Raw genomic sequence first — 23,349 nt, 5'->3', positions numbered from 1 at the left:
TTCGTCGCGTCGGCTACGCCGATTCCGCTCCGCTCCACCCTTGACTCCCGTCCCTCCACCGCGACTTGACCTTCGACCCGGACGGCCAGGGGTGAGGCGGCGGACCTCTCTGCTCGGGTCATCACGTCTCGCTGCCGGGTGCGGACCGGCCCAACGTGGGCGGAGGCCACGGTGCGCGCTCGGCCAGCCCGGCGGCATCGCTGCTCGGGCCATCACCTCTCGCTGCCGGGTGCGGACCGGCCCATCGTGGGCGCGGGCCACGGTCCGAGCTCGGCCCACGGCCCGTCTGGTCGGGCCATCGTCGGCAGGTGCCACGTTCGATGCGCTGCCTGGGGACAGGGGTCGGCCGCCCCCGGGGGCTGTCACCTACTTTGGGAAAGTTGCGAATGAATATGCCGCACGCCCCCCTGTCACGCTTCAAGCGCCCCCCGGAACCGTTCCATCCGCCGAAGGGAATGGGGTGGGCGGGTCCTCTGCGAGTCCTGGAGATTGTGGGACTGGTGGGTTCGCGTGGCGCAGGAGGTCTGTGTGACGAATGAGTTCGGTGGGGCTGGTGGGTACGGGGGAAGGGGCTGGATCCTGCGATTGCGCACCCGCTGGGCGGCGCGCGGGGTGTGGCAGGGGGGCGTGCGGAGATCCGCTTCACAACTTTCCCAAAGTAGGTGCCAGACCCCCAGCAGCGTTCTCGTGTGGGACGAACGAAGGGGTTCGGTGGGGCCACCGGGTTCGCGGAGGGACCGGCTCCTGCGATCGGGCACCCGCCGGGCGGCGCGCGGGGCGCGGCAAGGGGGCGCGCGGGCCTCTGCTTCGCAACTTTCCCAAAGTAGGTAACCGAGGGGAAGGGTGGAGCGCGGACGGGCCTGGTGTCATGAGGCGGGCTTACGTCCCCGGGGACGCATGCGGTGTGGTGAGGGGGCGCGCGGCGTCTCAATTCGCAACTTTGCCGAAGTAGGTACCCGACCACGAGAACCCGGCCCACGCCCCCGCCCCCTCGACCGCGACAGCCAGACACGAGGCCCCCGACCACCGCACCCGGCCACGGAGGCTGATGACCCGCGCGGCGTGGCCGAGCGGCTGGCCCACCGTGGCCGCCGCCCGCGATGAGCCGGACCGCACCCGGCAGCGCAAGCCGATGACCCGGGCAGCGACGCCGCGTGGACGGCCGAGCCACAACCCTGGCCCGCGCCCACGATGAGCAGGACCGCACCCGGCGATGAAAGCTGATGACCCGAGCAGCGTGGCCGGGCGGCTGGCCGAGCTCGCACCGAGGCCCCCGCTCACGATGGGCCGGACCGCACCCGGCAGCGAAAGCCGATGACCCGAGCAGCGTGGCCGGGCGGCTGACCGAGCCCGCACCGGAGCGTCGGCCCACGTTGGGCCGGTCCGCACCCGGCCGCGAAAGTGCATGACCCATCCCAGCAGAGTCCGCCGCCTCACCCCTGGCCGTCCGGGTCGAAGGTCAAGTCGCGGTGTAGGGACGGGAGTCAAGGGTGGAGCGCAGCGGAATCGGCGAAGCCGACGCCCGAAGGGCGCCCTTTACTGCCGGCCCGGAAGCGCCACACTCCGCAAAAACCCGGGCGGCCCCGGCAAGAATCGAAGGCGCCGAGCCAGCGAAGGGTGACCTCCGGGCCGAGCCCCGACCGTGGCCCCCGCCCACAATGGGCCGGTCCGCACCCGGCCATGAAAGGAAATGACCCGAGCGGCGAGGCCTCCGGGCTGGCCGAGCCCGTACCGAGGCCTCTGCCCACGATGGACCGGTCCGCACCCGGCAGCGAAGCCGATGACCCGACCACACCGGCCGTTGGCCGAGCTCGCACCGTGGCCCCCGCCCACGATGGACCGGTCCGCACCCGGCAGCGAGACCTGATGACCCGACCAGAGAGGTCCGCCGCCTCACCCCTGGCCGTCCGGGTCGAAGGTCAAGTCGCGGTGTAGGGACAGGAGTCAAGGGTGGAGCGCAGCGGAATCGGCGAAGCCGACGCGTAGCGCAGCGGAGCGCCCTTGACTTCCGGCCCGGAACCGCCACACTCCGCAAAACCCCGGGCGGCCCCGGGCACCGGCAAAGGCACCGGGCCACCGAAGACACCGGCCACCAGCAGAGGTGCCGGGCCACCCGAACCCGTCCGTCCCCCTACACCGCGTGCAGCGCCAACGTCGGGGACAACCGCGCCGCCCGCACCGCCGGATACAGACCCGCCACCGTCCCGATCGCCAGCGTCGCTCCGAAGCCGCCCGCCATCGCCCACGGTGGGACCACCCACGGCAGGTCGCCGGAGAGCGCGTACGCCGCCGTCGCCGCCGCGCCCAGCGCCACGCCCGCCATGCCGCCCAGGCCCGACAGCATCAGCGACTCCGTCACGAACTGGATGCGGATCTGGCCCCGCGTCGCCCCGAGTGACCTGCGCAGGCCGATCTCGTAACGCCGTTCGAGGACCGAGATGATCATGGTGTTGGCCACCCCGACCCCGCCCACAAGGAGCGCGATCCCACCCAGACCGAGCAGCAGCGTGGAGAACGCGCCCTCCGTCGCCGCCTTCGCCTGGAGCGCCGACGACGGGTCGGTGACCTGGACGTTGCGCGGGTTCTCCGGGTCGATGGACGGGGCAAGGAGTCGCCGTACGTCGCCCACGGTCGCGTCGGTGGAACGTTCGTACACCGACGTCGGGTGGCCGTCGAAGCCGAGCAGCTTGCGCGACGCGTCCCAACCGGTCAGGGCCGAGCGTTCGATGTCGGACGCCAGCGGCAGCGGGTCGAGGATGCCGATCACGGTGAAGTACCGGTCGTCGATCCACACCTGCTGACCCGGCGACGTGATGCCGAGCCGCTTCGCCGCGACGTGGCCGAGGACCACCGACGGATAGCGGCTGTTCGCCGCGTTGAACCAGCTGCCGTGCGCCATCCTGCCGCGCAACACCTTCAACAGCCCCTCCGTGGACGCCTTCACGGAGATCCCGCCGGTCTCGTCCTCGGGGATCTTCTCGCTGCGCCGCACGGAGCGTTCGAGATCGCCGGTCGCCCCGACGTCCTCGACGCCGTCGACCCGCCCGACCCGCCCCGCCGCGTCCTTCGGCAGGCTCACCTTCTCGCCGGAGAACATCGCCTCACCCGGCGAGGCGATGAGCATGTTCGTGCCCAACGAGTCCAGTTCCTCCATCAGTTGGGCCTTGCTGGAGGACGAGATGCCCACCACGGCGACCATCGTCGCGATGCCGATGGCGATGCCGAGCGCGGAGAGCACGACCCGTACGGGCCGGCTGCGCAGCCCCGCGGAGCCGACGTGCAGGACGTCGCGCGGGCTCAGCCGTGCCGCCCTGAGGGCCCCGCGGCGCGCCTTCGTACGGTCACGGTCACGGGCCCTCACGCGGCGACCTCCGCGCCCCGCGTGTCCGCGACGACCTGGCCGTCCCTGATCCGGACCTGCCGCGGCAGCCGGTCGGCGATCTCCGTGTCGTGGGTGATGACGGCGATGGTCGCGCCCTCCGCGTTGAGGTCGTACAGCAGGGCCATGACGGCCTCGCCGGACGCGGAGTCCAGCGCGCCGGTGGGTTCGTCGGCGAGGAGCAGGTCGGGTTCGCCGACGACCGCGCGGGCGATGGCGACGCGCTGTTTCTGGCCGCCGGACAGTTCGTGCGGGCGGTGCCGCATGCGGTCGGCGAGGCCGACGCGCTCCAAGGCGTACGCGGCCCTGCGGCACCGTTCCGCGCGGGAGAGGCCGGAGTAGAGCAGGCCCTCGGCGACGTTGTCGCGGGCGCTGATGCCGGGCACGAGGTGGAACGCCTGGAAGACGAAGCCGATGTGCCGGGCGCGCAGCGCGGACAGGCTGCGGTCGGTGAGCGCGGCGACGTCGTGCCCGGCGATGGCGACGGAGCCCGCGGTGGGCCGGTCGAGGGTTCCGACGATGTGCAGGAGGGTGGACTTGCCGGAGCCGGACGGGCCGACGATGGCGAGGAGTTCACCGGCGCCGACGGTCAGGTCGACGCCGCGCAGGGCGGCGACCCCGCCCGGGTACTCCTTGGTGACGCCCGCCAGTTCCACGACGGTGGGGGTCACCTGGCTCATGACGGTAGGGGTGTCCCGGTGGTCGTTCATACCTTCGGCACCCCCACCTTCATGCCGGCCCGCAGCCCCCCGCCGCTCACCTCGACCCGGCCCTGCCCGAACATGCCGAGCTCGACCTTGACGTCCCGGGTGCGGCCGCCCTCGACGAGCTGGACGCCGAACCCGCCGCCGGGCAGCGCGAGGAGCGCGTTGACGGGGACGGAGAGGACGTCCTCGCGGGTCTCGCCGGTGAGGTTGACGGTGACCGGCGACTGGTCGAAGCCGTCGACCTTGCCGGGGTCGTCGAAGGTGACGGTCACCGGGATCTTGGGGGTCTTGTCGTTGGGGTCGTCCCCCGGCTCGGCGGTCCTGCCGACGGAGGCGACCTTGCCCTTGACCGTGCTGCCGTCCGGCAGCGACACCGTGACCTTGGTGCCCTTCTTCGCCGAGTCGCCCTCCGCGACGTCGAGTTCGACGCGTACGACCCGTTCGGAGCCGGTCGTGGAGAGCACCGGCCTGCCGGGCGCGACCTGGTCGCCGACGGTCGATCCGGCGGACTTCACGCGGAGCGCGGACGGCTGGAAGGAGATCTGCTCGGGCCCGACGCGGCCGGTCTGCTTGCGGTCGTGGGCCTTCTGCCAGCGCTTGACGGCGGCCGCGGTGCCGTCGGTGTACGTGTCGTCGACGGCGAGCCCGGACCCGTAACCGAGGGCCACCAGGTTCTGCTCCAGCTGGCGCACGTCGTTGCCCTTGTCGCCGCTCTTCAGGGTGCGGTACATGGGCTCGGTGCCGTACATCAGGCGGACGGGGGCGCCGTTCACCTCGTACAGCCGCCCGTCGCGTCCGATGGTGGAGCCGGTGTCGGCGCGCCACGTCAGGGTGCCGGTGGTGCCCGCGTTGACCTTGCGTTCCTTGGCGTAGCCGAGGGTGCCGTCGACCTGGGTGCCGCTGCTGAGGTCGCCCTTCTCGACGGCCGCGGTGGCGGGCGGCAGGCCGGCCTCGCGGTGGCCGGAGTCCTCCTTGCCGCCGCCGTCGGCGAGTGCGGTGACGGCCACCCCGCCGCCGGTGATCGCGAGGAAGGCGACGACGGTGGCGACGACCGCGGTGCGGCGCCTCATCCGACGATGCCCTTGCACGCGTCCGCGGCCTTCTCCATCTTCTTGGCCTCGGCGCCCTTGGGCATGGGCTGGGCCTGCATCGCGCCGCCGTCGAATTTCGGGTCGGGCATGTTGAAGCCGTTCTTGCGCATGCACTGGGCGTACTTGAGCATCTTGTCCTTGTCGGCCTGCGAGATGCCGCCGCCCTTGGAACCGCCGCCCATGCCGCAGTCCTTCATGGCCTTCTGCATCTTCTCCTTGCTCATGTCGCCGCCGATGGTGATGCCGCGGACGTCCTCGCCGGACTTGGGCTCGGCGACCTTCAGACCGTGCTTGCGCAGGCACTCGCGCTCCTTGAACGCCTTGTCGGCGTCGGCGCCCTTGCCGCCGTCGGCGCTGTCGGACGAGCCCTTGTCGGAACCGGAGCCGGAACCGGAGTCGGAGCCGGAGTCGTTGGAGCAGGCCCCGGCGAACAGGGCGAGTGCGGCGAAGGCCGACGCGGCGGCCACTGAACGGGTGCGGGTGGTCCGGACGGTGCGGGTGGTGCGGGCAGTGCGGGCGGTCCTCATGCGGCTTCCCCTTACATGTGGCGTGACTGACGCGCACAGGCTGGCGGGGAGCCCGGTTTCGTTTCTCTCAACGGGGACGCTTACACCGGCGAAAGGTCACTCTCGGGTACACAGGGCCCCATGCGCGTACTGCTGGTGGAGGACGAGGAATTCCTGGCCGAGATGATCGCCGACGGGCTGCGCCGTGCCGCGCTCGCCGTCGACGTCGCGGCCGACGGGCTGAGCGCGCTGCGGAAACTGCAGCTCGGCGAGTACGACGTGCTCATCCTCGACCGCGACCTGCCGGGCGTGCACGGCGACGAGGTGTGCCGCCGCGTCGTCGAGCAGCGGCTGCTGACCCGGGTCCTGATGCTGACGGCGTCGGGCACGGTGCGTGACCGGGTGGCCGGTCTGGGGCTGGGTGCGGACGACTACCTCACCAAACCGTTCGCGTACGACGAGCTGCTCGCCCGCGTGCTCGCGCTCGGCCGCAGGGCCCGGCCCGCGCTGCCTCCGGTGATCGAACGGGCCGGCCTCGTCCTGGACACCGCGCGCCGCCAGGCCAGCAGGGACGGGCGCCATCTGTCGCTGTCCCGCAAGGAGTTCGCGGTCCTGGAGGCGCTGTTGCGGGCGGACGGCGCGGTGGTCAGCGGCGAGGACCTGATCGAGCAGGTGTGGGAGGAGGACACCAGCTACCGCACCAACGCGGTCCGGGTCACCCTCTCCAAACTCCGCGCGAAGCTGGGCGAACCGCCCGTGGTGGAGACGGTGCCGGGCGCCGGGTACCGGATCACGGGGCGCTCGCTGTGAGGGCCCGCGGGGCGTTCGCCGCACGGGCCCGCGGGCCGCTCGTACAGGTAAGGATGGGCAGCGAACGGTCCCGGCTGACCGCGCTGTACGGGGGGCTGCTCGTGCTGGCCGGGGCGCTGCTGACCGGCCTGGTGTACCTGCTGGTGCAGCAGGGCCTGTACACGTCGATCAGTACGGCGGTGACGACGGCCGTGCCGCGGGGGCCGGTCCCGCCGTGGAACACCGTGCCGACGGTGATGGCGTCCGCGGTGCCCGCCCAGCGGGTGAAGGGGGCGCCGGTCGACACCGACAAGGGGCTGGCCGTCACACAGATCAGCGACCTCGCCGGAGAGGCCGCGCTCAACCGGCTCCTGACGGTCTCGGTGATCGTCCTCACCGTGTACGCGGTCCTGTCGATCGCCCTGGCCTGGTGGATGGCGGGCCGGGTGCTCCGCCCGGTGTCGGTGATCGCCGGGACCGCGCGGCGGCTCTCGGCGGCCAATCTGCACGAGCGGATCGCGCTGGACGCGCCGCCGGGCGAGCTGAAGCACCTCGCCGACACGTTCGACGAGATGCTGGACCGGATAGAGCGCCTGGTCGGGGCGCAGCAGCGGTTCGCGGCCAACGCGGCGCACGAGCTGCGCACCCCGCTGGCGGTGCAGCGGGCAGCGGCGGAGATCGGTCTCGCCGGGGAGCCGGACCCGGAGCGGGTGGCGAAGATCCGTACGAAGCTCATCTCGGTCGCCGACGACAGCGAGCACCTCATCGAGGGCCTGCTGCTGCTCGCCGCCTCGGAGCAGGGCCTGGAGCGGCGTGAGCCGGTCGCGGTGGACGTGCTCGCGCACGCCGTGGCGGACGGGCTCGGCGAGGAGGCGGCCGCACGGGACGTCACGGTGTCCGTACGCGCGGACCCGCTGACCGTGGAGGGAGACGGTGTCCTGCTGGACCGGCTCGTCCACAACCTGGTGGCGAACGCGGTGCGGTACAACGTCCCCGGGGGCCGGGTGGACGTCGTCATCGGCGGTGGCGGTGGCGAGGGCGACGGCTCGCTGGAGGTGGCGAACACCGGGCCCGAGGTGCCGCCGGACACCGTCCCGCACCTCTTCGAGCCCTTCCGGCGGCTGCAGGAGCGCACGCACGCGCGCGGGGAGGGCGCCGGGCTCGGCCTGTCCATCGTGGCGGCGATCGCGCGGGCGCACGACGCGGAGGTCACGGCGGAGGCGAACGGGCAGGGTGGCGGGCTGACGGTACGGGTGCGGTTCGCGGGGCGGAGGGGGCGGGGGCAGAGCCGGTGAGGTCGGTCAGTGACGGTAGAAGATCCGGTCGCCGTACTCCTGGAGGATCCGCCCGTTCCACTCGTGTCCGCCGTCCACGTTCCCCGAACGCAGCAGCGGCGGCTGGATGCCGCGCGCGGCGAGCCGCTCGACGGCGGAGGCGATCATGGCCTGCATCAGCGCGTTGGTGACGACGCTGGAGGCGGGCCCGAAGGGCGCGTCGACGCCGTCGAGGGTGAGCTCGGCGTCGCCGACCGAGATCTTGGAGTCGACCACCACGTCGCAGTGGTCCCTCAGGAAGGTGCCGGACACGTGCCGCGACCTGGTCTCGCTCGCGTACGCCACCGACGTCACGCCGATGACCTTCAGGCCCAGGGCGCGGGCGTTCATGGCCATCTCCACGGGCAGGGAGTTCCGCCCGGAGAGCGAGATGATCACCAGGACGTCGCCGGGGCGGGCCGGCGAGGAGTCCAGGACGGCGCCCGCGAGCCCGTCGACCCGCTCCAGGGCGGAGCCCAGCGTGGCGGGCATGACGTCGATGCCGACCACTCCGGGGACGGCGAGGAGGTTGACCACGGCGAGGCCGCCCGCGCGGTAGACGACGTCCTGCGCGGCGAGGGAGGAGTGCCCGGCACCGAAGGCGAAGAGGCGGCCGCCGGCCTCGACCGCGTCGGCGAGCAGCGTGCCCGCCTCCGCGACGTTCCCGGACTCCTCGTCGCGGACCCGCCGCAGCAGGTCGATCGCGGCGTCGAAATACTGACCTGCCATCTTGCCCTCGCTCTTCGAGCTCATTCGCATCACGTTGCGGTCTGGACCAGCACCGTGTCAACACCGTCGGAGGCCGGTTCTGCCCGGTCACGGGCGGGAATTCCACCGGCGCGGCACGGTTGTCAGTGGTATGCGTCAGAATTGAGGGCAGGGCCAGCGCACGAGCGAATTCTGAGGGGCACCCATGTCGGGGCTGATTGACACCACTGAGATGTATTTGCGCACCATCCTCGAGCTCGAGGAGGAAGGTGTCGTCCCCATGCGCGCCCGGATCGCCGAGCGGCTCGACCAGAGCGGGCCGACGGTGAGCCAGACCGTGGCGCGCATGGAGCGCGACGGCCTGGTGGCGGTCGCCAGCGACCGGCACCTGGAGCTCACCGAGGAGGGCCGCCGTCTCGCGACCCGCGTGATGCGCAAGCACCGCCTCGCGGAGTGCCTGCTCGTCGACGTGATCGGGCTCGAATGGGAGCAGGTGCACGCCGAGGCGTGCCGCTGGGAGCACGTGATGAGCGAGGCGGTGGAGCGCCGTGTCCTTGAGCTGCTCCGCCACCCCACCGAGTCTCCGTACGGCAACCCGATCCCGGGCCTGGAGGAGCTGGGCGAGAAGGACGGCGCGGACCCGTTCCTGGACGAGGGCATGGTCTCCCTGACGGAGCTCGACCCGGGCTCCGAGGGCAAGACGGTCGTGGTGCGCCGCATCGGCGAGCCGATCCAGACGGACGCCCAGCTGATGTACACGCTGCGGCGGGCCGGCGTGCAGCCGGGCTCCGTGGTGAGCGTGACGGAGTCGGCGGGCGGCGTCCTGGTGGGCAGCAGCGGTGAGGCCGCGGAGCTCACCGCGGAGGTCGCCTCGCACGTCTTCGTCGCCAAGCGCTGACGCCGCGGGGCCGGGCACCGGCGCCGTAAGCCTGTAAGCACTGACGTCGCGCTCCGGCGGTTCCGCCGGAGGGCTGTGGTCAACTCCCGTTGCCGGAGGGTTGGTTGACAGGGCTCCACGATCTCCACGAGATCTTGCGGAGTCCAAGATTCAGTGTGCGGAATCGCAGCGCCCGAGCGTTTTGCGTGCAAGGCTGTCGCGAGAGGCATATGACCTGAGGGCTCTTGACCGTGTCGGACCGTGTCGGCGCCGGGTCTGGCCGCACGGCCGGAGAGGGGGCTGTAGATGTGCCCGTCTGGTGAGCGCGAACGCCCGCCCGGCGAGCGCCTGCGCGCGCCCCGCCGGCGGCGAGGACACGGCGAGGGCCCCGGCGCCCTGAAGCGCCGGGGCCTGTCCTCCCCTGTGCTGACCCGGAGCCCCGAGCTCTCAGGGTCATTCCCCTCGGACCGGTTTCCCCGAGCGGTCCGCCTCCCGTTGAAGATCTCCCCTCGGCCGCGCCGGTCAATCCTTGAGTGCGGTCACTCGAATGAGGGGTGTTATCGGCGAAGCGGCCGCTTTCGAACGAGGGTTCGATAGCGTGCGGGGGCGTGGAGCAGGGCCAGGCGTGGATCCCGAGCGAAACCCAGGGGGGTGCCAGCAATCATGGTGCGGCGCATCGACGTGACGGGCACGGACGGCGTACGCCTCGCCGCCTGGGAGTACGCCGACCCTCCCAAGCTGCGGGAGGCCGAGGCGGCGCCGGGCGGGGTGCTGTTGCTGCACGGCCTGATGGGCCGCGCCTCGCACTGGGCGGGCACCGCCCGCTGGCTGGCCGAGCGGCACCGCGCCGTCGCCCTCGACCAGCGCGGCCACGGCAGGAGCGAGAAGCCCGCCGCGGGCCCCTTCAGCCGGGACGCCTACGTGGACGACGCCGAGGCCGCCCTGGTCCAGCTCGGCCTCGCGCCCGCCGTCCTCATCGGCCACTCGATGGGCGCCCTCACCGCCTGGCAGCTCGCCGCCCGCCGCCCGGACCTCGTCCGGGGCCTGATCATCTGTGACATGCGGGCGTCCGCGCTCGGGGCGGCCTCGCAGCGCGAGTGGGAGGACTGGTTCAAGTCCTGGCCGGTGCCGTTCGCGACGCTCGCCGACGTCCGCAAGTGGTTCGGCGAGGACGACCCCTGGGTGGAGCGGCCCAATCCGGCGCGCGGCGAGTTCTTCGCCGAGGTGATGCGGGAGGGCACGGACGGCTGGCGGCCCGTCTTCGACCGCGCCCAGATGCTGGAGTCCCGCGAGACGTGGGTGCACGACGCGCACTGGGAGGAGCTGATCCAGGTCCGCTGCCCCGCGCTGGTCGTACGCGGCCAGGACGGCGAGCTCGGCCGGGCCGAGTCCCAGGAGATGGTCCGCGTCCTGCCGCGCGGGGAGTACGCGGAGGTGGCCGACGCGGGACACCTCGTGCACTACGACCAGCCGGCGGCTTGGCGGGCCGCGATCGAACCGTTTCTGGACGGGGTCCTGACGGGGTGAGTGGTGGGCCCGCGCGATGTTGGGCGCCGTTTGTCGTGGCCTTCGGCCTACTCGTCCTCAAGCGCCGGACGGGCTCAATCCGTCGGCTGAATCCGCCACCGGTCACCTCACGGGCTCAGACGCTCCACTCGCCACGCGGCGGCCCCCGCCTCGGCGCGTACGTACCGCAGGCGGTCGTGCAAACGGTCCGCCCTGCCCTGCCAGAACTCCACCGTCAGCGGGCGCACCCGGAAGCCGCCCCAGTCCGGGGGGACCGGGACCTGTTCGCCCTCTGGATAGCGGGCCGCCAAGTCGGCGTACGCGCGGTCCAGTTCCGCGCGTGAGGCGAGTACGGAGGACTGGGCGCTGGCCCAGGCGCCGAGCTGGGAGCCGTGCGGGCGGGTGCGGAAGTAGGCCACCGTCTCCTCGCGGCCGACGCGCTCCGCGAGACCGGAGACGATCACCTGGCGGGCCACCGCGTGCCAGGGGAACAGCAGCGAGACGTACGGGGTGGCGGCGAGCTCGCGGGCCTTTTGCGAGCCGTAGTTGGTGAAGAAGACGAAGCCGCGCTCGTCGAAGCCCTTCAGGAGCACCGTGCGGGAGCTGGGGCGGCCCGCGGCGTCGGCCGTGGAGACGACCATGGCGTTCGGTTCGTGGACCGCGTCCCGGTCGGCGGCCGCCTCCTTGAACCAGAGCGCGAACTGGTCCATCGGGTCCGCGGGCAGCTCGTCCTCGGCGAGCCCCCGGGTGACGTACTGCTCCCGCATGTCGGCCGGCTCGGGCGGGGGTGCGGGAAAGGCGGCGCTGGCGTCGGTCACACAGTCATCCTGCCGTATGCCGTACGCCGGAGGGGCGGAGCGTGGGAACGCCGGGGTGACGTGTGGCACTGAGTGCCGCACGGCATCGCGAAAGGTGGCACCAAGGGATATCGTCCTGCTGCCGGATCGGTGGGGTGACCGCGTGCCCCACTGGGCATCACCGGGAAGAACGTTCCGGACCGCGAGTCGACGAATTCGCCACACTTGGGCGGATTGGACCGCGTAACCGGACCGTGTTCGCCCAGTTTTGACCGATGGTCACGAGGTTGACCGATGGTCATGAGCTGATCGCTTGCCGCACTCGACAACCATCATGTCGAACCCATCACGAGGAGCCGCCTGATGTCCGACTTCGTACCTGGTCTCGAAGGAGTCGTCGCGTTCGAGACGGAGATCGCCGAACCGGACAAGGAAGGTGGCGCGCTGCGCTACCGCGGCGTCGACATCGAGGACCTGGTCGGCCACGTCTCCTTCGGGAACGTGTGGGGCCTGCTCGTCGACGGCGCCTTCGATCCCGGCCTGCCGCCCGCCGAGCCCTTCCCGATTCCGGTGCACTCCGGCGACATCCGCGTCGACGTCCAGTCCGCGCTGGCCATGCTCGCCCCCGTCTGGGGCCTGCGGCCGCTGCTCGACATCAGCGAGGAGCGGGCCCGCGAGGACCTGGCGCGCGCGGCTGTCATGGCCCTCTCCTACGTCGCCCAGTCGGCCCGTGGGCAGGGCCTGCCGATGGTGCCGCAGCGGGAGATCGACACGGCCGAGACGGTCGTCGAGCGGTTCATGAAGCGGTGGCGCGGCGAGCCGGACCCCAAGCACGTCCAGGCCGTCGACGCGTACTGGACGTCGGCCGCCGAGCACGGCATGAACGCGTCCACGTTCACGGCGCGGGTCATCGCCTCCACCGGCGCGGATGTGGCGGCGGCGCTGAGCGGTGCGGTGGGCGCGATGTCCGGTCCGCTGCACGGCGGCGCCCCGTCCCGGGTCCTCGGCATGATCGAGGAGATCGAGCGGACGGGTGACGCGGTCGCGTACGTGAAGCGGGCGCTGGACAAGGGTGAGCGGCTGATGGGCTTCGGGCACCGGGTGTACCGGGCCGAGGACCCGCGTGCGCGGGTGCTCCGGCGCACCGCCCGCGAGCTGGGAGCGCCGCGCTTCGAGGTCGCGGAGGCGCTGGAGAAGGCGGCCCTCGACGAGCTGCACGCCCGCCGGCCCGACCGGGTGCTCGCCACGAACGTGGAGTTCTGGGCGGCGATCGTCCTGGACTTCGCGGAGGTGCCGGCGCACATGTTCACGTCGATGTTCACGTGTGCGCGGACGGCGGGGTGGTCGGCGCACATCCTCGAACAGAAGCGGACGGGGCGGCTGGTCCGCCCCTCGGCCCGCTACGTGGGCCCTCCGAGCCGCTCTCCTCAGGAGATCAGCGGGTACGGGGAGATCGGGGGCTGAGGGTCTCCGGTACGGGGGCTTCGGCGGGCCGGCACGGGTCATCGACCCACGCGGCCGGGGCGCGGCCCGGGGGTCACGCTTCGGTGGGCCGGTGCCTTCGATCCGTACCGGGGCCGCCCGGGGTTTTGCGGAGTGTGGCGCCTCCGGGCCGGCAGTAAAGGGCGCCCTGCGGGCGTCGGCTTCGCCGATTCCGCTCCGCTCCACCCTTGACTCCCGTCCCTCCACCGCGACTTGACCTTCGACCCGGACGGCCAGGGATGAGGCGGCGGGCAACTCTGCTCGGGTCATCACCTTTCGCTGCCGGGTGCGGCCCGGTCCAACGTGCGCCGACGCCCCGGTGCGCGCTCGGCCAGCCGCCTGGCCACGGTGCTCGGGTCATCACCTTTCGCGGCCGGGTGCGGACCGGCCCATCGTGGGCGGGGCCACGGTACGAGCTCGGCCAGCCCGGCGGCCTCGCTGCTCGGGTCATCATCTCGCGTTGCCGGGTGCGGCCCGGCTCATCGTGAGTGGGTGCCTCGGTGCGCGCTCGGCCAGCCGCCCGGCATCGCCGCTCGGGCCATCATCTCTCGCCGCCGGGTGCGGACCGGTCCATCGTGGGCGGGGGCCACGGTGCGTGCTCGGCCAGCCCGGCGGTGTCCCCGCTCGGGTCAGCGCCTTTCATCGCCAGGTGCGGTCCGGTCCATCGTGAGCCGACGTCAGGGTCTGGGCTCGGCCGGGCGAGCGGCCTTACTTCAGGTGCGGGGGCAGGGGGCAGGCACCAACTTCGGCAAAGTTGCGCATCGGTTCGTCGCGCGCCCCCTCTCATACCGAGTGCGCCGCCCCCCCCCAGGCCCCTAGACGGCCGACCGCCGTGGGGAGGAGCCACGGCGGTCGGCCAGCCGTGCGGCATCGCCGCCGGGGGCGTCGGCTTGCGTTGCCGGGTGCGGGCCGCCCATCGTGGGTGGGTCTCAGGGGCTGGGCTCGGCTCGTCGCTCGGCATCGCGGCTCAGGTCATAGGCTTTCGCGGCTGGGTGCGCTCCGGCCTGGCGCGGGCCGATGTCCGGGTGCGTGCTCGGCCACCCCGGCGGCTTCCCGGGGCCCCATGGTTGGGGTGCGTGTTGGGCCGCCGATGTGGCCCGTGGCGCTGGGGGGTCTGGCACCTACTTTGGGAAAGTTGCGAAGCGGATCTCCGAGCGCTCCCCTGTCACGCCCCGTGCGCCGCCCGGCGGGTGGTCGATCGCGGGGTTCGGCCTTCCGCTGTGCCCGGTGTCCCCGCTGAACCCATCCGTCCCACAGGCTTCATGGGTCACGAGAGCTTTGCAGGGGGGGTCTGGCACCTACTTTGGAAAAGTTGCGAGGCGGATCTCCGCGCGCCCCCCTTCACACACCCCCCGCGCGCCGCCCAGCGGGTGCGCAATCGCAGGATCCAGCCCCTCCCCCGTACCCATCAGCCCCACCGAACTCATCCATCCCACAGGCCTCCTGCGCCACGAGAACCCACCAGTCCCACGACTCCCACGGCCCGCAGAGGACCCACCCGCCCCATTCCCTTCGGCGGATGGAACGGTTCCGGGGGCGCTTGAGGTGTGGCAGAGGAGCGTGCGGCATATTCATTCGCAACTTTCCCAAAGTAGGTGACAGCCGCCGGGACGGCGGTCCCCTGCCCCCGGGCAGCACATCTAAGTTGACCTCGGCCGACGATGTGCCGGAGCGCACCCGGCGATGAAAGGTGATGACCGGAGCGGGGACACCGCCGGGCTGGCCGAGCGCGCACCGGAGCCCCCGCCCACGATGGACCGGTCCGCACTCGGCGGCGAGAGGTGATGGCCCGAGCAGCGTGGCCGGGCGGCTGGCAGGGCGCAGACCCTGGCTGCGCCCACGATGGGCCAGCCCGCGCCCGGCCACGAAGGTGATGGCGCGAGCAGCGATACCGGGCGGCTGGCCGCGCCCACACCGTGGCACCCACTCACGATGGACCGGGCCGCACCCGGCCGCGAAGCCGATGACCCGACCAGGCTGGCCGTGGGCCGAGCCCACACCGTGGCCTCCGCCCACGATGGACCGGGCCGCACCCGGCAGCGAGACGTGATGACCCGAGCAGAGAGGTCCGCCGCCCCACCCCTGGCCGTCCGGGTCGAAGGTCAAGTCGCGGTGTAGGGACGGGAGTCAAGGGTGGAGCGCAGCGCAATCGGCGAAGCCGACGCGACCGCAGGGAGCGCCCTTTACTGCCGGCCCGGAACCGCCACACTCCGCAAAACCCCGGGCGGCCCCGGTGACCGTCAACGCCACCGGCCCACCAAAGGGTGACCTCCAGGCCCCACCCTTGGACCGCACCCGGCAGCGAAAGGTGTGCCGGCCCGGAGGCGCCGCACTCGGCACAACCCCGGGCGGCCCCGGTCAGAATCGAAGGCGCCGGCCCGCCGGAGGTGCCGAAGAGAAGGCCTCGGTCCGTCAGCCCAGCGCTGCCTCCACCAGTACCGTCCATTGCGCCACCACCCGCTCCCGCCTCCCCCCGTCATCCGTCAGGAGATTCGCCAGGCCCAGGCCGCGTGCCATGTCCAGGAGGCCCTGGATCGTTTCGCGGGCGCCTGGGCGGGACTCGTCCGCGTTCAGGAGTTCCACCGCGATGCGGTGGGTCTCGCGGCCCACGCGGGACTCCAGTTCCGTGACGCGGGAGCCCAGCTGCGGCTCGTTCGACGCGGCGACCCACAGGTGGAGCGCCGCGCGGAACAGCGGGCCCGTGTAGAGGTCGACCAGGGCCGCGACCACCGAGGCGCGGTCCTGCGCCGGGAGGGCGCGCAGGGCGGTGGAGCGTTGCTCGGCGACGTACTCGACGGCCGCCGTGAAGAGGTCCTCCCGCGTCGGGAAGTGGTGCTGCGCCGCGCCCCGCGAGACACCCGCCCGCTCGGCGACCACCGAGACCGTCGACCCCGCCCAGCCGTGTTCGGCGAGGCAGGACACCGCGGCCTCCAGGAGTTTCTGGCGGGTCACACGGCTGCGGTCCTGCTTGGGCGAGCGGTCCGGGACGCCCCGGTCCGCGGCGGTCACAGCACCCATGGGCGCTCCCGTCGTTCGAGGAACGCCGTCATGCCCTCGCGCGCCTCCGCGGAGGCGAAGAGGCGGGCGGACAGGGCGGTCAGAGCGTCCGAGTGGTCTTCGAATGCGTCGAGCACCCTAGCCGTGAGCAGCTTCTTCGTCGCGGCCAGGGCGCCCGGCGCCGCCGCCCTGACCCCGTCGAGCAGCGGCCCGAGGACCACGTCCACGTCACGCCCGTACGCCGTGATCAGGCCGATCCGTGCCGCCTCCGCCGCGTCGAACCGCTCCCCGGTGAGGTAGTAGCGCGACGCCGCGCTCGGGTCGAGGCGGGGCAGCAGGGGCAGGGAGATGACGGCGGGGGCCACGCCGATGTGCACCTCGGTGAACGCGAAGGACGCGGCCGGGCCCGCCACCGCCAGGTCGCAGGCGCCGAGCAGCCCGAGCCCGCCCGCCCGCACGTGCCCGTCCACCCGGGCGAGGACCGGCTTGGGGAGCTCGACGAGCTGACGCAGCAGCCGTACGAAGTCGAGCGGGTCCGGCGGCGCCTTCAGGTCGGCGCCCGAGCAGAACGTCGTGCCGGTGTGGGTGAGCAGCACCGCCCGGGTGCCCGGGTCCTTGCCGAGGCCGTCGAGCACCTCGGCGAGGGCGCCGACCAGCTCCGCGGAGAGCGCGTTGCGGCGGTCGGGGAAGTCCAGGGTGACCGTGGTGACGCCGCGGTCCGGTGCGGAGACGACGAGGCTCATGGGTCGCTCCTCGGGCTAGTAGGACTTGGGCAGGCCGAGCGTCTGGTGGGAGACGTAGTTGAGGATCATCTCCCGGCTGACGGGGGCGATCCGGGCCACGCGGGACGCGACGATCAGCGACGCGAGGCCGAACTCCTTGGTCAGGCCGTTGCCGCCGAGGGTGTGCACGGACTGGTCGACGGCCTTCACACACGCGTCGGCGGCGGCGAGCTTGGCCATGTTGGCGGCCTCCCCGGCGCCGATGTCGTCGCCCTCGTCGTAGAGGCGGGCGGCCTTCTGCATCATCAGGCGGGCCAGTTCGATCTCTACGTGCGACTGGGCCAGCGGGTGCGCGATGGCCTGGTGGGCGCCGATCGGGGCCTTCCACACGCTGCGTTCCTTGGCGTACTCGACGGCGCGGGACAGCGCGTACCGGCCCATGCCGAGCGCGAACGCGGCCGTCATGATGCGCTCGGGGTTGAGGCCGGCGAAGAGCTGGAGCAGGCCCGCGTCCGAGTCGCCCACCAGGGCGTCCGCGGGCAGCCGTACGTCGTCGAGGACGAGCTCGAACTGCTTCTCGGCCGCCTGGAGTTCCATGTCGATCTGCCGCCGCTCGAAGCCCGGCGCGTCGCGCGGGACGATGAACAGGCACGGCTTGAGGTTGCCGGTGCGCGCGTCGGACGTACGGCCGACGATGAGCGTCGCGTCGGCGATGTCGACGCCGGAGATGAAGACCTTGCGGCCGCTCAGCAGCCAGCCGCCGGAGTCGGAGTCCGGGTCGCGGCGGGCGGTGGTGGTGATGCGGTGGGAGTTGGAGCCCGCGTCGGGCTCGGTGATCCCGAAGGCCATCGTGCGCGAACCGTCGGCGAGGCCGGGCAGCCAGGCCCGCTTCTGCTCCTCCGTGCCGAAGCGGGCGATGACCGTGCCGCAGATCGCGGGCGAGACGACCATCATGAGCAGGGGGCAGCCAGCCGCGCCCAACTCCTCTAGGACGATGGAGAGTTCGGCCATGCCACCGCCCCCTCCGCCGTACTCCTCGGGCAGGTTCACCCCCAGGTAGCCGAGTTTGGCGGCGTCCGCCCACAGCTCGTCGGGGTGGCCGCCGTCGGCGGCGACGCGGGCGAGGTAGTCGCGGCCGTACCGGCGGCCGAGGGCGGCGACGGCGGAGCGCAGGGCCTGGTGCTCTTCGGTTTCGAGGACGGTGCTCAGGACGGTGCTCATGACGACTCTCCCTCTTGTACGACGGCGAGCAGTGCGCCGACCTCGACCTGGCGGCCGGTTACGGCGTGCAGGGCGGTGAGCGTTCCGGAGGCGGGAGCGCTGATGCGGTGCTCCATCTTCATGGCCTCCAGCCAGACGAGGGGCTGCCCGGCCGTGACCGGCGCCCCCTCGGCGACGCCTTCGGCGACGCGCACGACGGTGCCGGGCATCGGGGCGAGCAGCGAGCCGGGCGCGCGGCGGACGGTGGGTTCGGGCAGCAGCGGGAGCGGGGTGAGGGCGGTGTCGCCCCGAGGGGTGGTGACGTGGATGCGGTCCGCGTACCGCGTGATCGTGTACGTCCGCCGTACGCCGTCGGCCTCCAGCACCACGCGCCCCGCCGTCACCTCCAGGACGGCCACACCGTCGGCGGCGGGTCCCTGCCGGGTGTGGTGGTAGCGGACCTCGTGCTCGGTGCCGTCGGGCTCGGCGCGGTAGCGCTTGAGGTGGGGCTGGGAGCGCAGGTTGCGCCAGCCGCCGAGGCCGAAACGGGAGCGGCCGTGCGCGTCGGCGAGCGCGGCGGCCAGCGGGGCGTGCGGGTCGGGGGCGGGCGCGGTGAGCGTGGCGGCGTGCCGGTCGTAGAAGCCGGTGTCCATCCGGGCGGCGGTGAACTCGGGGTGGCGCAGGGAGCGTACGAGCAGCTCGCGGTTGGTGACCGGGCCGTGCACGGCGGCGCGTTCCAGGGCCCCGGCCAGTTTCCGCACGGCTTCGGCGCGGGTGGGGGCGTGGGCGACGGCCTTGGCGAGCATCGCGTCGTAGTGCACGCCGATGGTGTCGCCCGCGGTGTAGCCGGTGTCCAGGCGGACGTCGCCGGGCACGTCGATGCGGTGCAGGGTGCCGGTCTGCGGCGCCCAGCCGGCCGCCGGGTCCTCGGCGTAGAGGCGGGCCTCGACGGCGTGGCCGTGCGCGGCCGGCGGGTCCTCCGCGAGGGCGAGTCCCTCGGCGACGCGGATCTGCAGGGCCACGAGGTCGATGCCGAACACGGCCTCGGTGACGGGGTGTTCGACCTGGAGGCGGGTGTTCATCTCCAGGAAGTGCGCCCGCCCGTCGGCCACCAGGAACTCGACGGTGCCGGCGCCCCGGTAGTCGGTGACGCGGGCGGCGCGCACGGCCTGCGCGTGCAGGTCGGCGAGGAGTTCCGGGGCGAGACCGGGGGCCGGGGCCTCCTCGACGACCTTCTGGTGGCGGCGCTGCAGCGAGCAGTCGCGGGTGCCGAGCGGCCACACGGTGCCGTGCGCGTCCGCCATGATCTGCACCTCGACGTGCCGCCCCGCCTCCAGGTACGGCTCGACGAACACCTCACCGTCCCCGAAGGCGCTCGCCGCCTCGGCCCGCGCGGCCGCCAACTCGCCGTTCAGCAGAGCCAGTTCTCGTACGACACGCATGCCGCGCCCGCCGCCCCCGGCCGCCGCCTTCACCAGGACGGGCAGGTCGGCCTCGGTGACCTCACCGAGCGGTTCGACGCCCATCAGCTCCTTGGCGCGGGTCTTGGACGCCATCGCCTCGATCGCCTCGGGGGGCGGCCCGATCCAGGTCAGGCCCGCGTCCAGGACGGTGCGCGCGAAGCCGGCGTTCTCGGAGAGGAAGCCGTAGCCGGGGTGGATGGCGTCCGCGCCCGCGGCGAGCGCGGCCTTCACGACGAGGTCGCCGCGCAGATACGTGTCGGAGGGCGCCGCACCCGGCAGCCGTACCGCCGTGTCGGCCTCGCGCACGTGCAGGGCGTCCGCGTCGGCGTCGGAGTACACGGCGACGGTGGCGATGCCGAGCTCGCGGCAGGTGCGGAAGACGCGGCAGGCGATCTCGCCGCGGTTGGCCACAAGGATGGAGCTGATCATGAAGGGTTTCCTCACATCCGGAAGACGCCGAAGCCGCCGCGCGCGCCCTCGTAGGGGGCGGTGTGGATCGCGGAGAGGCAGAGGCCGAGGACGGTGCGGGTGTCGCGCGGGTCGATGACCCCGTCGTCGTAGAGCCGCCCGGACAGGAACATCGGCAGCGACTCGGACTCGATCTGCTGCTCGACCATGGCGCGCAGTCCGGCGTCCGCCTCGGCAGCGGCCTGATCGTACGGCTGCCCCTTCGCCGCGGCGGAGGCGCGGGCGACGATCGACAGGACGCCCGCGAGCTGCTGCGGGCCCATGACCGCGGACTTGGCGCTGGGCCAGGCGAAGAGGAAACGGGGGTCGTAGGCGCGCCCGCACATGCCGTAGTGCCCGGCGCCGTACGAGGCGCCGATCAGGACGCTGAGATGCGGCACCCGCGAGTTGGAGACGGCGTTGATCATCATCGCGCCGTGTTTGATGATGCCGCCCTGCTCGTACTCCTTGCCGACCATGTAGCCGGTGGTGTTGTGCAGGAAGAGCAGCGGGATGTCGCGCTGGTTGGCCAGCTGGATGAACTGGGCGGCCTTCTGGGACTCCTCGCTGAACAGGACGCCCTGCGCGTTGGCGAGGATGCCGACCGGGTAGCCGTGCAGGGCGGCCCACCCGGTGACGAGCGAACTCCCGTACAGCGGCTTGAACTCGTCGAAGTCGGAGCCGTCGACGACGCGGGCGATGACCTCGCGCGGGTCGAAGGGCTTCTTCAGGTCGTCGGGGACGATGCCGAGCAGCTCGTCCTCGTCGTACCGGGGCGGCTCGACCGCGAGCGGGTCCGGATCGGCGTACGCCTTGCGCCAGTTGAGCCGCTTCACGATCCGCCTGGCCTGCCTGAGCGCGTCGCGCTCGTCCTGCGCGAGGTGGTCCGCGAGACCCGAGGTGCGGGCGTGCATCTCGGCGCCGCCGAGCGACTCGTCGTCGCTCTCCTCGCCGGTCGCCATCTTCACCAGGGGCGGGCCGCCGAGAAAGACCTTCGCCCGCTCCTTGACCATGATGACGTGGTCGCTCATGCCGGGGACGTAGGCGCCGCCCGCCGTGGAGTTGCCGAAGACGACGGCGATGGTGGGGATCCCGGCCGCCGAGGACCGGGTGAGGTGCTTGAAGAGGGCGCCGCCCGGGATGAAGATCTCCTTCTGGGAGGGGAGGTCCGCGCCGCCCGACTCCACCAGGTGGATCGACGGCAGCCGGTTGGCGTGCCCGATCTCGTGGGCGCGGAACGCCTTCTTCAGCGTCCAGGGGTTGGACGCGCCGCCCCGTACGGTCGGGTCGTTGGCGGTGATCAGGCACTCGACGCCCTCGACGACGCCGATGCCGGTGACCATGGAGGCGCCGACGGGGTAGTCGCTGCCCCAGGCGGCGAGCGGCGACAGTTCGAGGAAGGCCGTGTCCGGGTCGAGGAGCAGCTCGATCCGCTCGCGGGCGAGCAACTTGCCGCGCTCGCGGTGCCGTTGGACGTACTTCTCGCCGCCCCCTTCGAGCGCCTTGGCCTGCTCGGTGTCAAGCGCGGCGAGCCGGTCCAGCATGGCCCTGCGGTGCTCGGCGTACTCGGCGCTCGCGGGGTCGAGCGTGGAGGCGAGGACGGTCACAGCAGTACCTCCGGTATGTCCAGGTGGCGGGCGCGCAGCCACTCGCCGAGGCCCTTGGCCTGCGGGTCGAAGCGGGCCTGGGCGGCCACGCCCTCGCCGAGCAGTCCCTCGACGACGAAGTTCAGGGCGCGCAGGTTCGGCAGGTCATGGCGTACGACGGTCAAGTCCGCCGCCTCCGGTAGGAGTTGGCGGAAACGATCGACGGTCAGTTCGTGGGCGAGCCAGCGCCACGCGTCATCCGTGCGCACCCATACGCCGACGTTGGCGTCGCCGCCCTTGTCGCCGCTGCGGGCCCCGGCGACGAGGCCGAGGGGGGCGCGGCGGGTGGGGCCCGGCGGGAGCGGGGCGGGCAGCGGGGGTGCCGGGAGGTCCTGCGGTACGAGGGTGTCGTCGCCCGGCGGGACGGCGACGCGTTTGCCGCCGGGCAGGACGGCGACGTGGTCGACGCCGGCGCGCTCGACGTACGCCGCCTCGAAGACCCCGTACGGGGAGCCCTTCCCGGGTGGTGCCGTCACATGGAAGCCGGGGTAGCCGGAGAGGGCGAGCTCGATGGCGGCGCCGCTGAGGGTGCGGCCCACGGTGTCCGCGTCGGCGTCCCGTACGACGAGGCGCAGCAGGGCGCTCGCGCCCTCCTCGGTGGGCGCGTCGGGGCGGTCGGTGCGGGCCAGCTCCCAGCGCACGTCGGCGGGGCGGGCCGGGGCGCGGTCGAGGGCGTCCTCCAGCTGGGCGCGGACGAGGTCGGCCTTGGCGTCGATGTCGAGGCCGGTGAGGACGAAGACGACCTCGTTGCGGAAGCCGCCGAGCCGGTTGAGGCCCACCTTGAGGGTGGGGGGCGGCGCCTCGCCGCGCACGCCGTCGACGCGGACGCGGTCGGGTCCGTCCCGGGTGAGGGTGACCGTGTCGAGGCGGGCGGTGACGTCCGGGCCGAGGTACCGGGCGCCTTGGGTTTCGTAGAGGAGCTGCGCGGTGACGGTGCCGACGTCGACGAAGCCGCCGGTGCCGTCGTGCTTGGTGATGACGGACGAGCCGTCCTCGTGGATCTCGGCGAGCGGGAAGCCGGGGTGCCGCAGGGCGTCCAGGCCCTTCGCGTGCTCGGCGAAGAAGGCGTAGTTGCCGCCGGTGGCCTGCGCGCCGCACTCCAGGACGTGCCCGGCGACGACGGCGCCCGCGAGCTTGTCGTACTCCGCCGGGCTCCACCCGAAGTGCGCGGCGGCGGGCCCGGTGACCAGGGCGGCGTCGGTGACGCGGCCGGTGACGACGACGTCGGCCCCGGCCTCCAGGCAGGCGGCGATGCCGGCGCCGCCGAGGTAGGCGTTGGCGGTGAGGGCGCCGGGGAAGCGGGCGCCGAGGTCGTCGCCCTCGACGTGCGCGACCCGGACCTCGCCGAGCCCGAGCCGGTGGGCCAACTCCCGTACGGCGTCGGCGAGTCCGGCCGGGTTGAGCCCGCCCGCGTTGGCGACGATGCGCACGCCCCGCTCGCGGGCGAGCCCGAGGCACTCCTCCAGCTGGCGCAGGAAGGTCTTGGCGTAGCCGCGGGCGGGGTCCTTGAGCCGGTCGCGGCCGAGGATGAGCAGGGTCAGCTCGGCGAGATAGTCACCGGTGAGGACGTCGAGGGGGCCACCGGTGAGCATCTCGCGCAGGGCGCCGAACCGGTCACCGTAGAAGCCGGAGGCGTTGCCGATGCGCAGGGGCGGGGCGGGGCGCGGGGGTGGGGTCGGGGCCGCTTTCGGGGTCAGGGCCGGGGTCGCATGGGACGTC

Annotated in this window: 17 protein-coding genes; 5 read left to right on the top strand and 12 right to left on the bottom strand. The window is 72.8% G+C overall.

The annotated features are described in order from the left end of the window. Positions 1-2,131 precede the first annotated feature (2,131 nt). Genes ACFYO9_RS21795 through ACFYO9_RS21780 form a run of 4 tightly spaced genes read right to left on the bottom strand, consistent with a single transcriptional unit; the run spans position 2,132 to position 5,704 of the window. Positions 2,132-3,361 carry an ABC transporter permease gene (locus tag ACFYO9_RS21795; RefSeq protein ID WP_355807851.1) on the bottom strand — a complete coding sequence of 410 codons (1,230 nt, stop codon included), beginning with the start codon at positions 3,359-3,361 and terminating at the stop codon, positions 2,132-2,134. Further along, the gene (locus ACFYO9_RS21790; RefSeq protein WP_355807853.1) at positions 3,358-4,059 is read right to left on the bottom strand and encodes an ABC transporter ATP-binding protein; all 702 of its coding nucleotides are present in this window, start codon (positions 4,057-4,059) and stop codon (positions 3,358-3,360) included. The genes ACFYO9_RS21795 and ACFYO9_RS21790 overlap by 4 nt, the downstream gene beginning before the upstream one ends. A 26-nt stretch (positions 4,060-4,085) precedes the next feature. After that, complete coding sequence (locus ACFYO9_RS21785) at positions 4,086-5,156, bottom strand: peptidoglycan-binding protein (protein WP_355807855.1); 1,071 nt, start codon at positions 5,154-5,156, stop codon at positions 4,086-4,088. Then, positions 5,153-5,704: a hypothetical protein gene (locus tag ACFYO9_RS21780; protein WP_355807857.1), complete on the bottom strand. Its 552-nt coding sequence runs from the start codon at positions 5,702-5,704 to the stop codon at positions 5,153-5,155. The genes ACFYO9_RS21785 and ACFYO9_RS21780 overlap by 4 nt, the downstream gene beginning before the upstream one ends. A 120-nt stretch (positions 5,705-5,824) precedes the next feature. Between ACFYO9_RS21780 and ACFYO9_RS21775 the strand changes: the two genes are divergently transcribed. Beyond that, complete coding sequence (locus ACFYO9_RS21775) at positions 5,825-6,493, top strand: response regulator transcription factor (protein ID WP_355807858.1); 669 nt, start codon at positions 5,825-5,827, stop codon at positions 6,491-6,493. Between the two features lie 53 nt (positions 6,494-6,546). Further along, on the top strand, positions 6,547-7,767 hold the full coding sequence (locus ACFYO9_RS21770) for an ATP-binding protein (RefSeq protein ID WP_355807860.1): 1,221 nt from the start codon (positions 6,547-6,549) through the stop codon (positions 7,765-7,767). A 6-nt stretch (positions 7,768-7,773) separates the two neighbouring features. On the opposite strand, the gene ACFYO9_RS21765 is transcribed toward ACFYO9_RS21770, so the two are convergent. Continuing rightward, a complete protein-coding gene (locus ACFYO9_RS21765; protein WP_355807862.1) occupies positions 7,774-8,538 on the bottom strand; it encodes an SIS domain-containing protein in 765 nt (254 codons plus the stop codon). A gap of 160 nt (positions 8,539-8,698) precedes the next feature. Between ACFYO9_RS21765 and ACFYO9_RS21760 the strand changes: the two genes are divergently transcribed. Further along, a complete protein-coding gene (locus ACFYO9_RS21760) occupies positions 8,699-9,391 on the top strand; it encodes a metal-dependent transcriptional regulator (protein ID WP_355807864.1) in 693 nt (230 codons plus the stop codon). Positions 9,392-10,033: 642 nt separating this feature from the next. Beyond that, entirely contained in the window at positions 10,034-10,897 is an 864-nt protein-coding gene (locus tag ACFYO9_RS21755; RefSeq protein WP_355808050.1) for an alpha/beta hydrolase, read from the top strand. Positions 10,898-11,004: 107 nt separating this feature from the next. Here ACFYO9_RS21755 and pdxH read toward each other — a convergent pair whose 3' ends face one another. Beyond that, positions 11,005-11,643, bottom strand: coding sequence for a pyridoxamine 5'-phosphate oxidase (pdxH, locus tag ACFYO9_RS21750; RefSeq protein WP_355808051.1), 639 nt, complete (start codon positions 11,641-11,643; stop codon positions 11,005-11,007). Between the two features lie 393 nt (positions 11,644-12,036). Between pdxH and ACFYO9_RS21745 the strand changes: the two genes are divergently transcribed. Further along, positions 12,037-13,137 carry a citrate synthase 2 gene (locus ACFYO9_RS21745; protein WP_358778713.1) on the top strand — a complete coding sequence of 367 codons (1,101 nt, stop codon included), beginning with the start codon at positions 12,037-12,039 and terminating at the stop codon, positions 13,135-13,137. Positions 13,138-15,567: 2,430 nt separating this feature from the next. Here ACFYO9_RS21745 and ACFYO9_RS21740 read toward each other — a convergent pair. Genes ACFYO9_RS21740 through ACFYO9_RS21715 form a run of 6 tightly spaced genes read right to left on the bottom strand, consistent with a single transcriptional unit; the run spans position 15,568 to position 23,327 of the window. Further along, the gene (locus ACFYO9_RS21740) at positions 15,568-16,173 is read right to left on the bottom strand and encodes a TetR/AcrR family transcriptional regulator (protein ID WP_355807868.1); all 606 of its coding nucleotides are present in this window, start codon (positions 16,171-16,173) and stop codon (positions 15,568-15,570) included. Beyond that, on the bottom strand, positions 16,161-16,895 hold the full coding sequence (locus tag ACFYO9_RS21735; protein ID WP_355807870.1) for an enoyl-CoA hydratase family protein: 735 nt from the start codon (positions 16,893-16,895) through the stop codon (positions 16,161-16,163). The genes ACFYO9_RS21740 and ACFYO9_RS21735 overlap by 13 nt, the downstream gene beginning before the upstream one ends. A gap of 15 nt (positions 16,896-16,910) precedes the next feature. Then, positions 16,911-18,095 (bottom strand): acyl-CoA dehydrogenase family protein, encoded by a 1,185-nt coding sequence (locus tag ACFYO9_RS21730; protein ID WP_355807871.1) that lies wholly within the window; start codon positions 18,093-18,095, stop codon positions 16,911-16,913. After that, positions 18,092-19,966, bottom strand: a complete 1,875-nt coding sequence (locus ACFYO9_RS21725; protein ID WP_355807873.1) for a biotin carboxylase N-terminal domain-containing protein — start codon at positions 19,964-19,966, stop codon at positions 18,092-18,094. Before ACFYO9_RS21725 ends, ACFYO9_RS21730 begins: the two co-directional genes overlap by 4 nt. Before the next feature lie 11 nt (positions 19,967-19,977). Further along, positions 19,978-21,591, bottom strand: a complete 1,614-nt coding sequence (locus ACFYO9_RS21720) for a carboxyl transferase domain-containing protein (protein WP_355807875.1) — start codon at positions 21,589-21,591, stop codon at positions 19,978-19,980. Then, positions 21,588-23,327, bottom strand: a complete 1,740-nt coding sequence (locus ACFYO9_RS21715; RefSeq protein WP_358778740.1) for an acyclic terpene utilization AtuA family protein — start codon at positions 23,325-23,327, stop codon at positions 21,588-21,590. Before ACFYO9_RS21715 ends, ACFYO9_RS21720 begins: the two co-directional genes overlap by 4 nt. Between the last annotated feature and the right edge of the window lie 22 nt (positions 23,328-23,349).

This window comes from Streptomyces sp. NPDC005863 (assembly GCF_042871345.1).
GTDB lineage: Bacteria > Actinomycetota > Actinomycetes > Streptomycetales > Streptomycetaceae > Streptomyces.
Note: the sequence above shows the minus strand (reverse complement) of the source record. Positions and strands in the feature narration are given on the sequence as shown.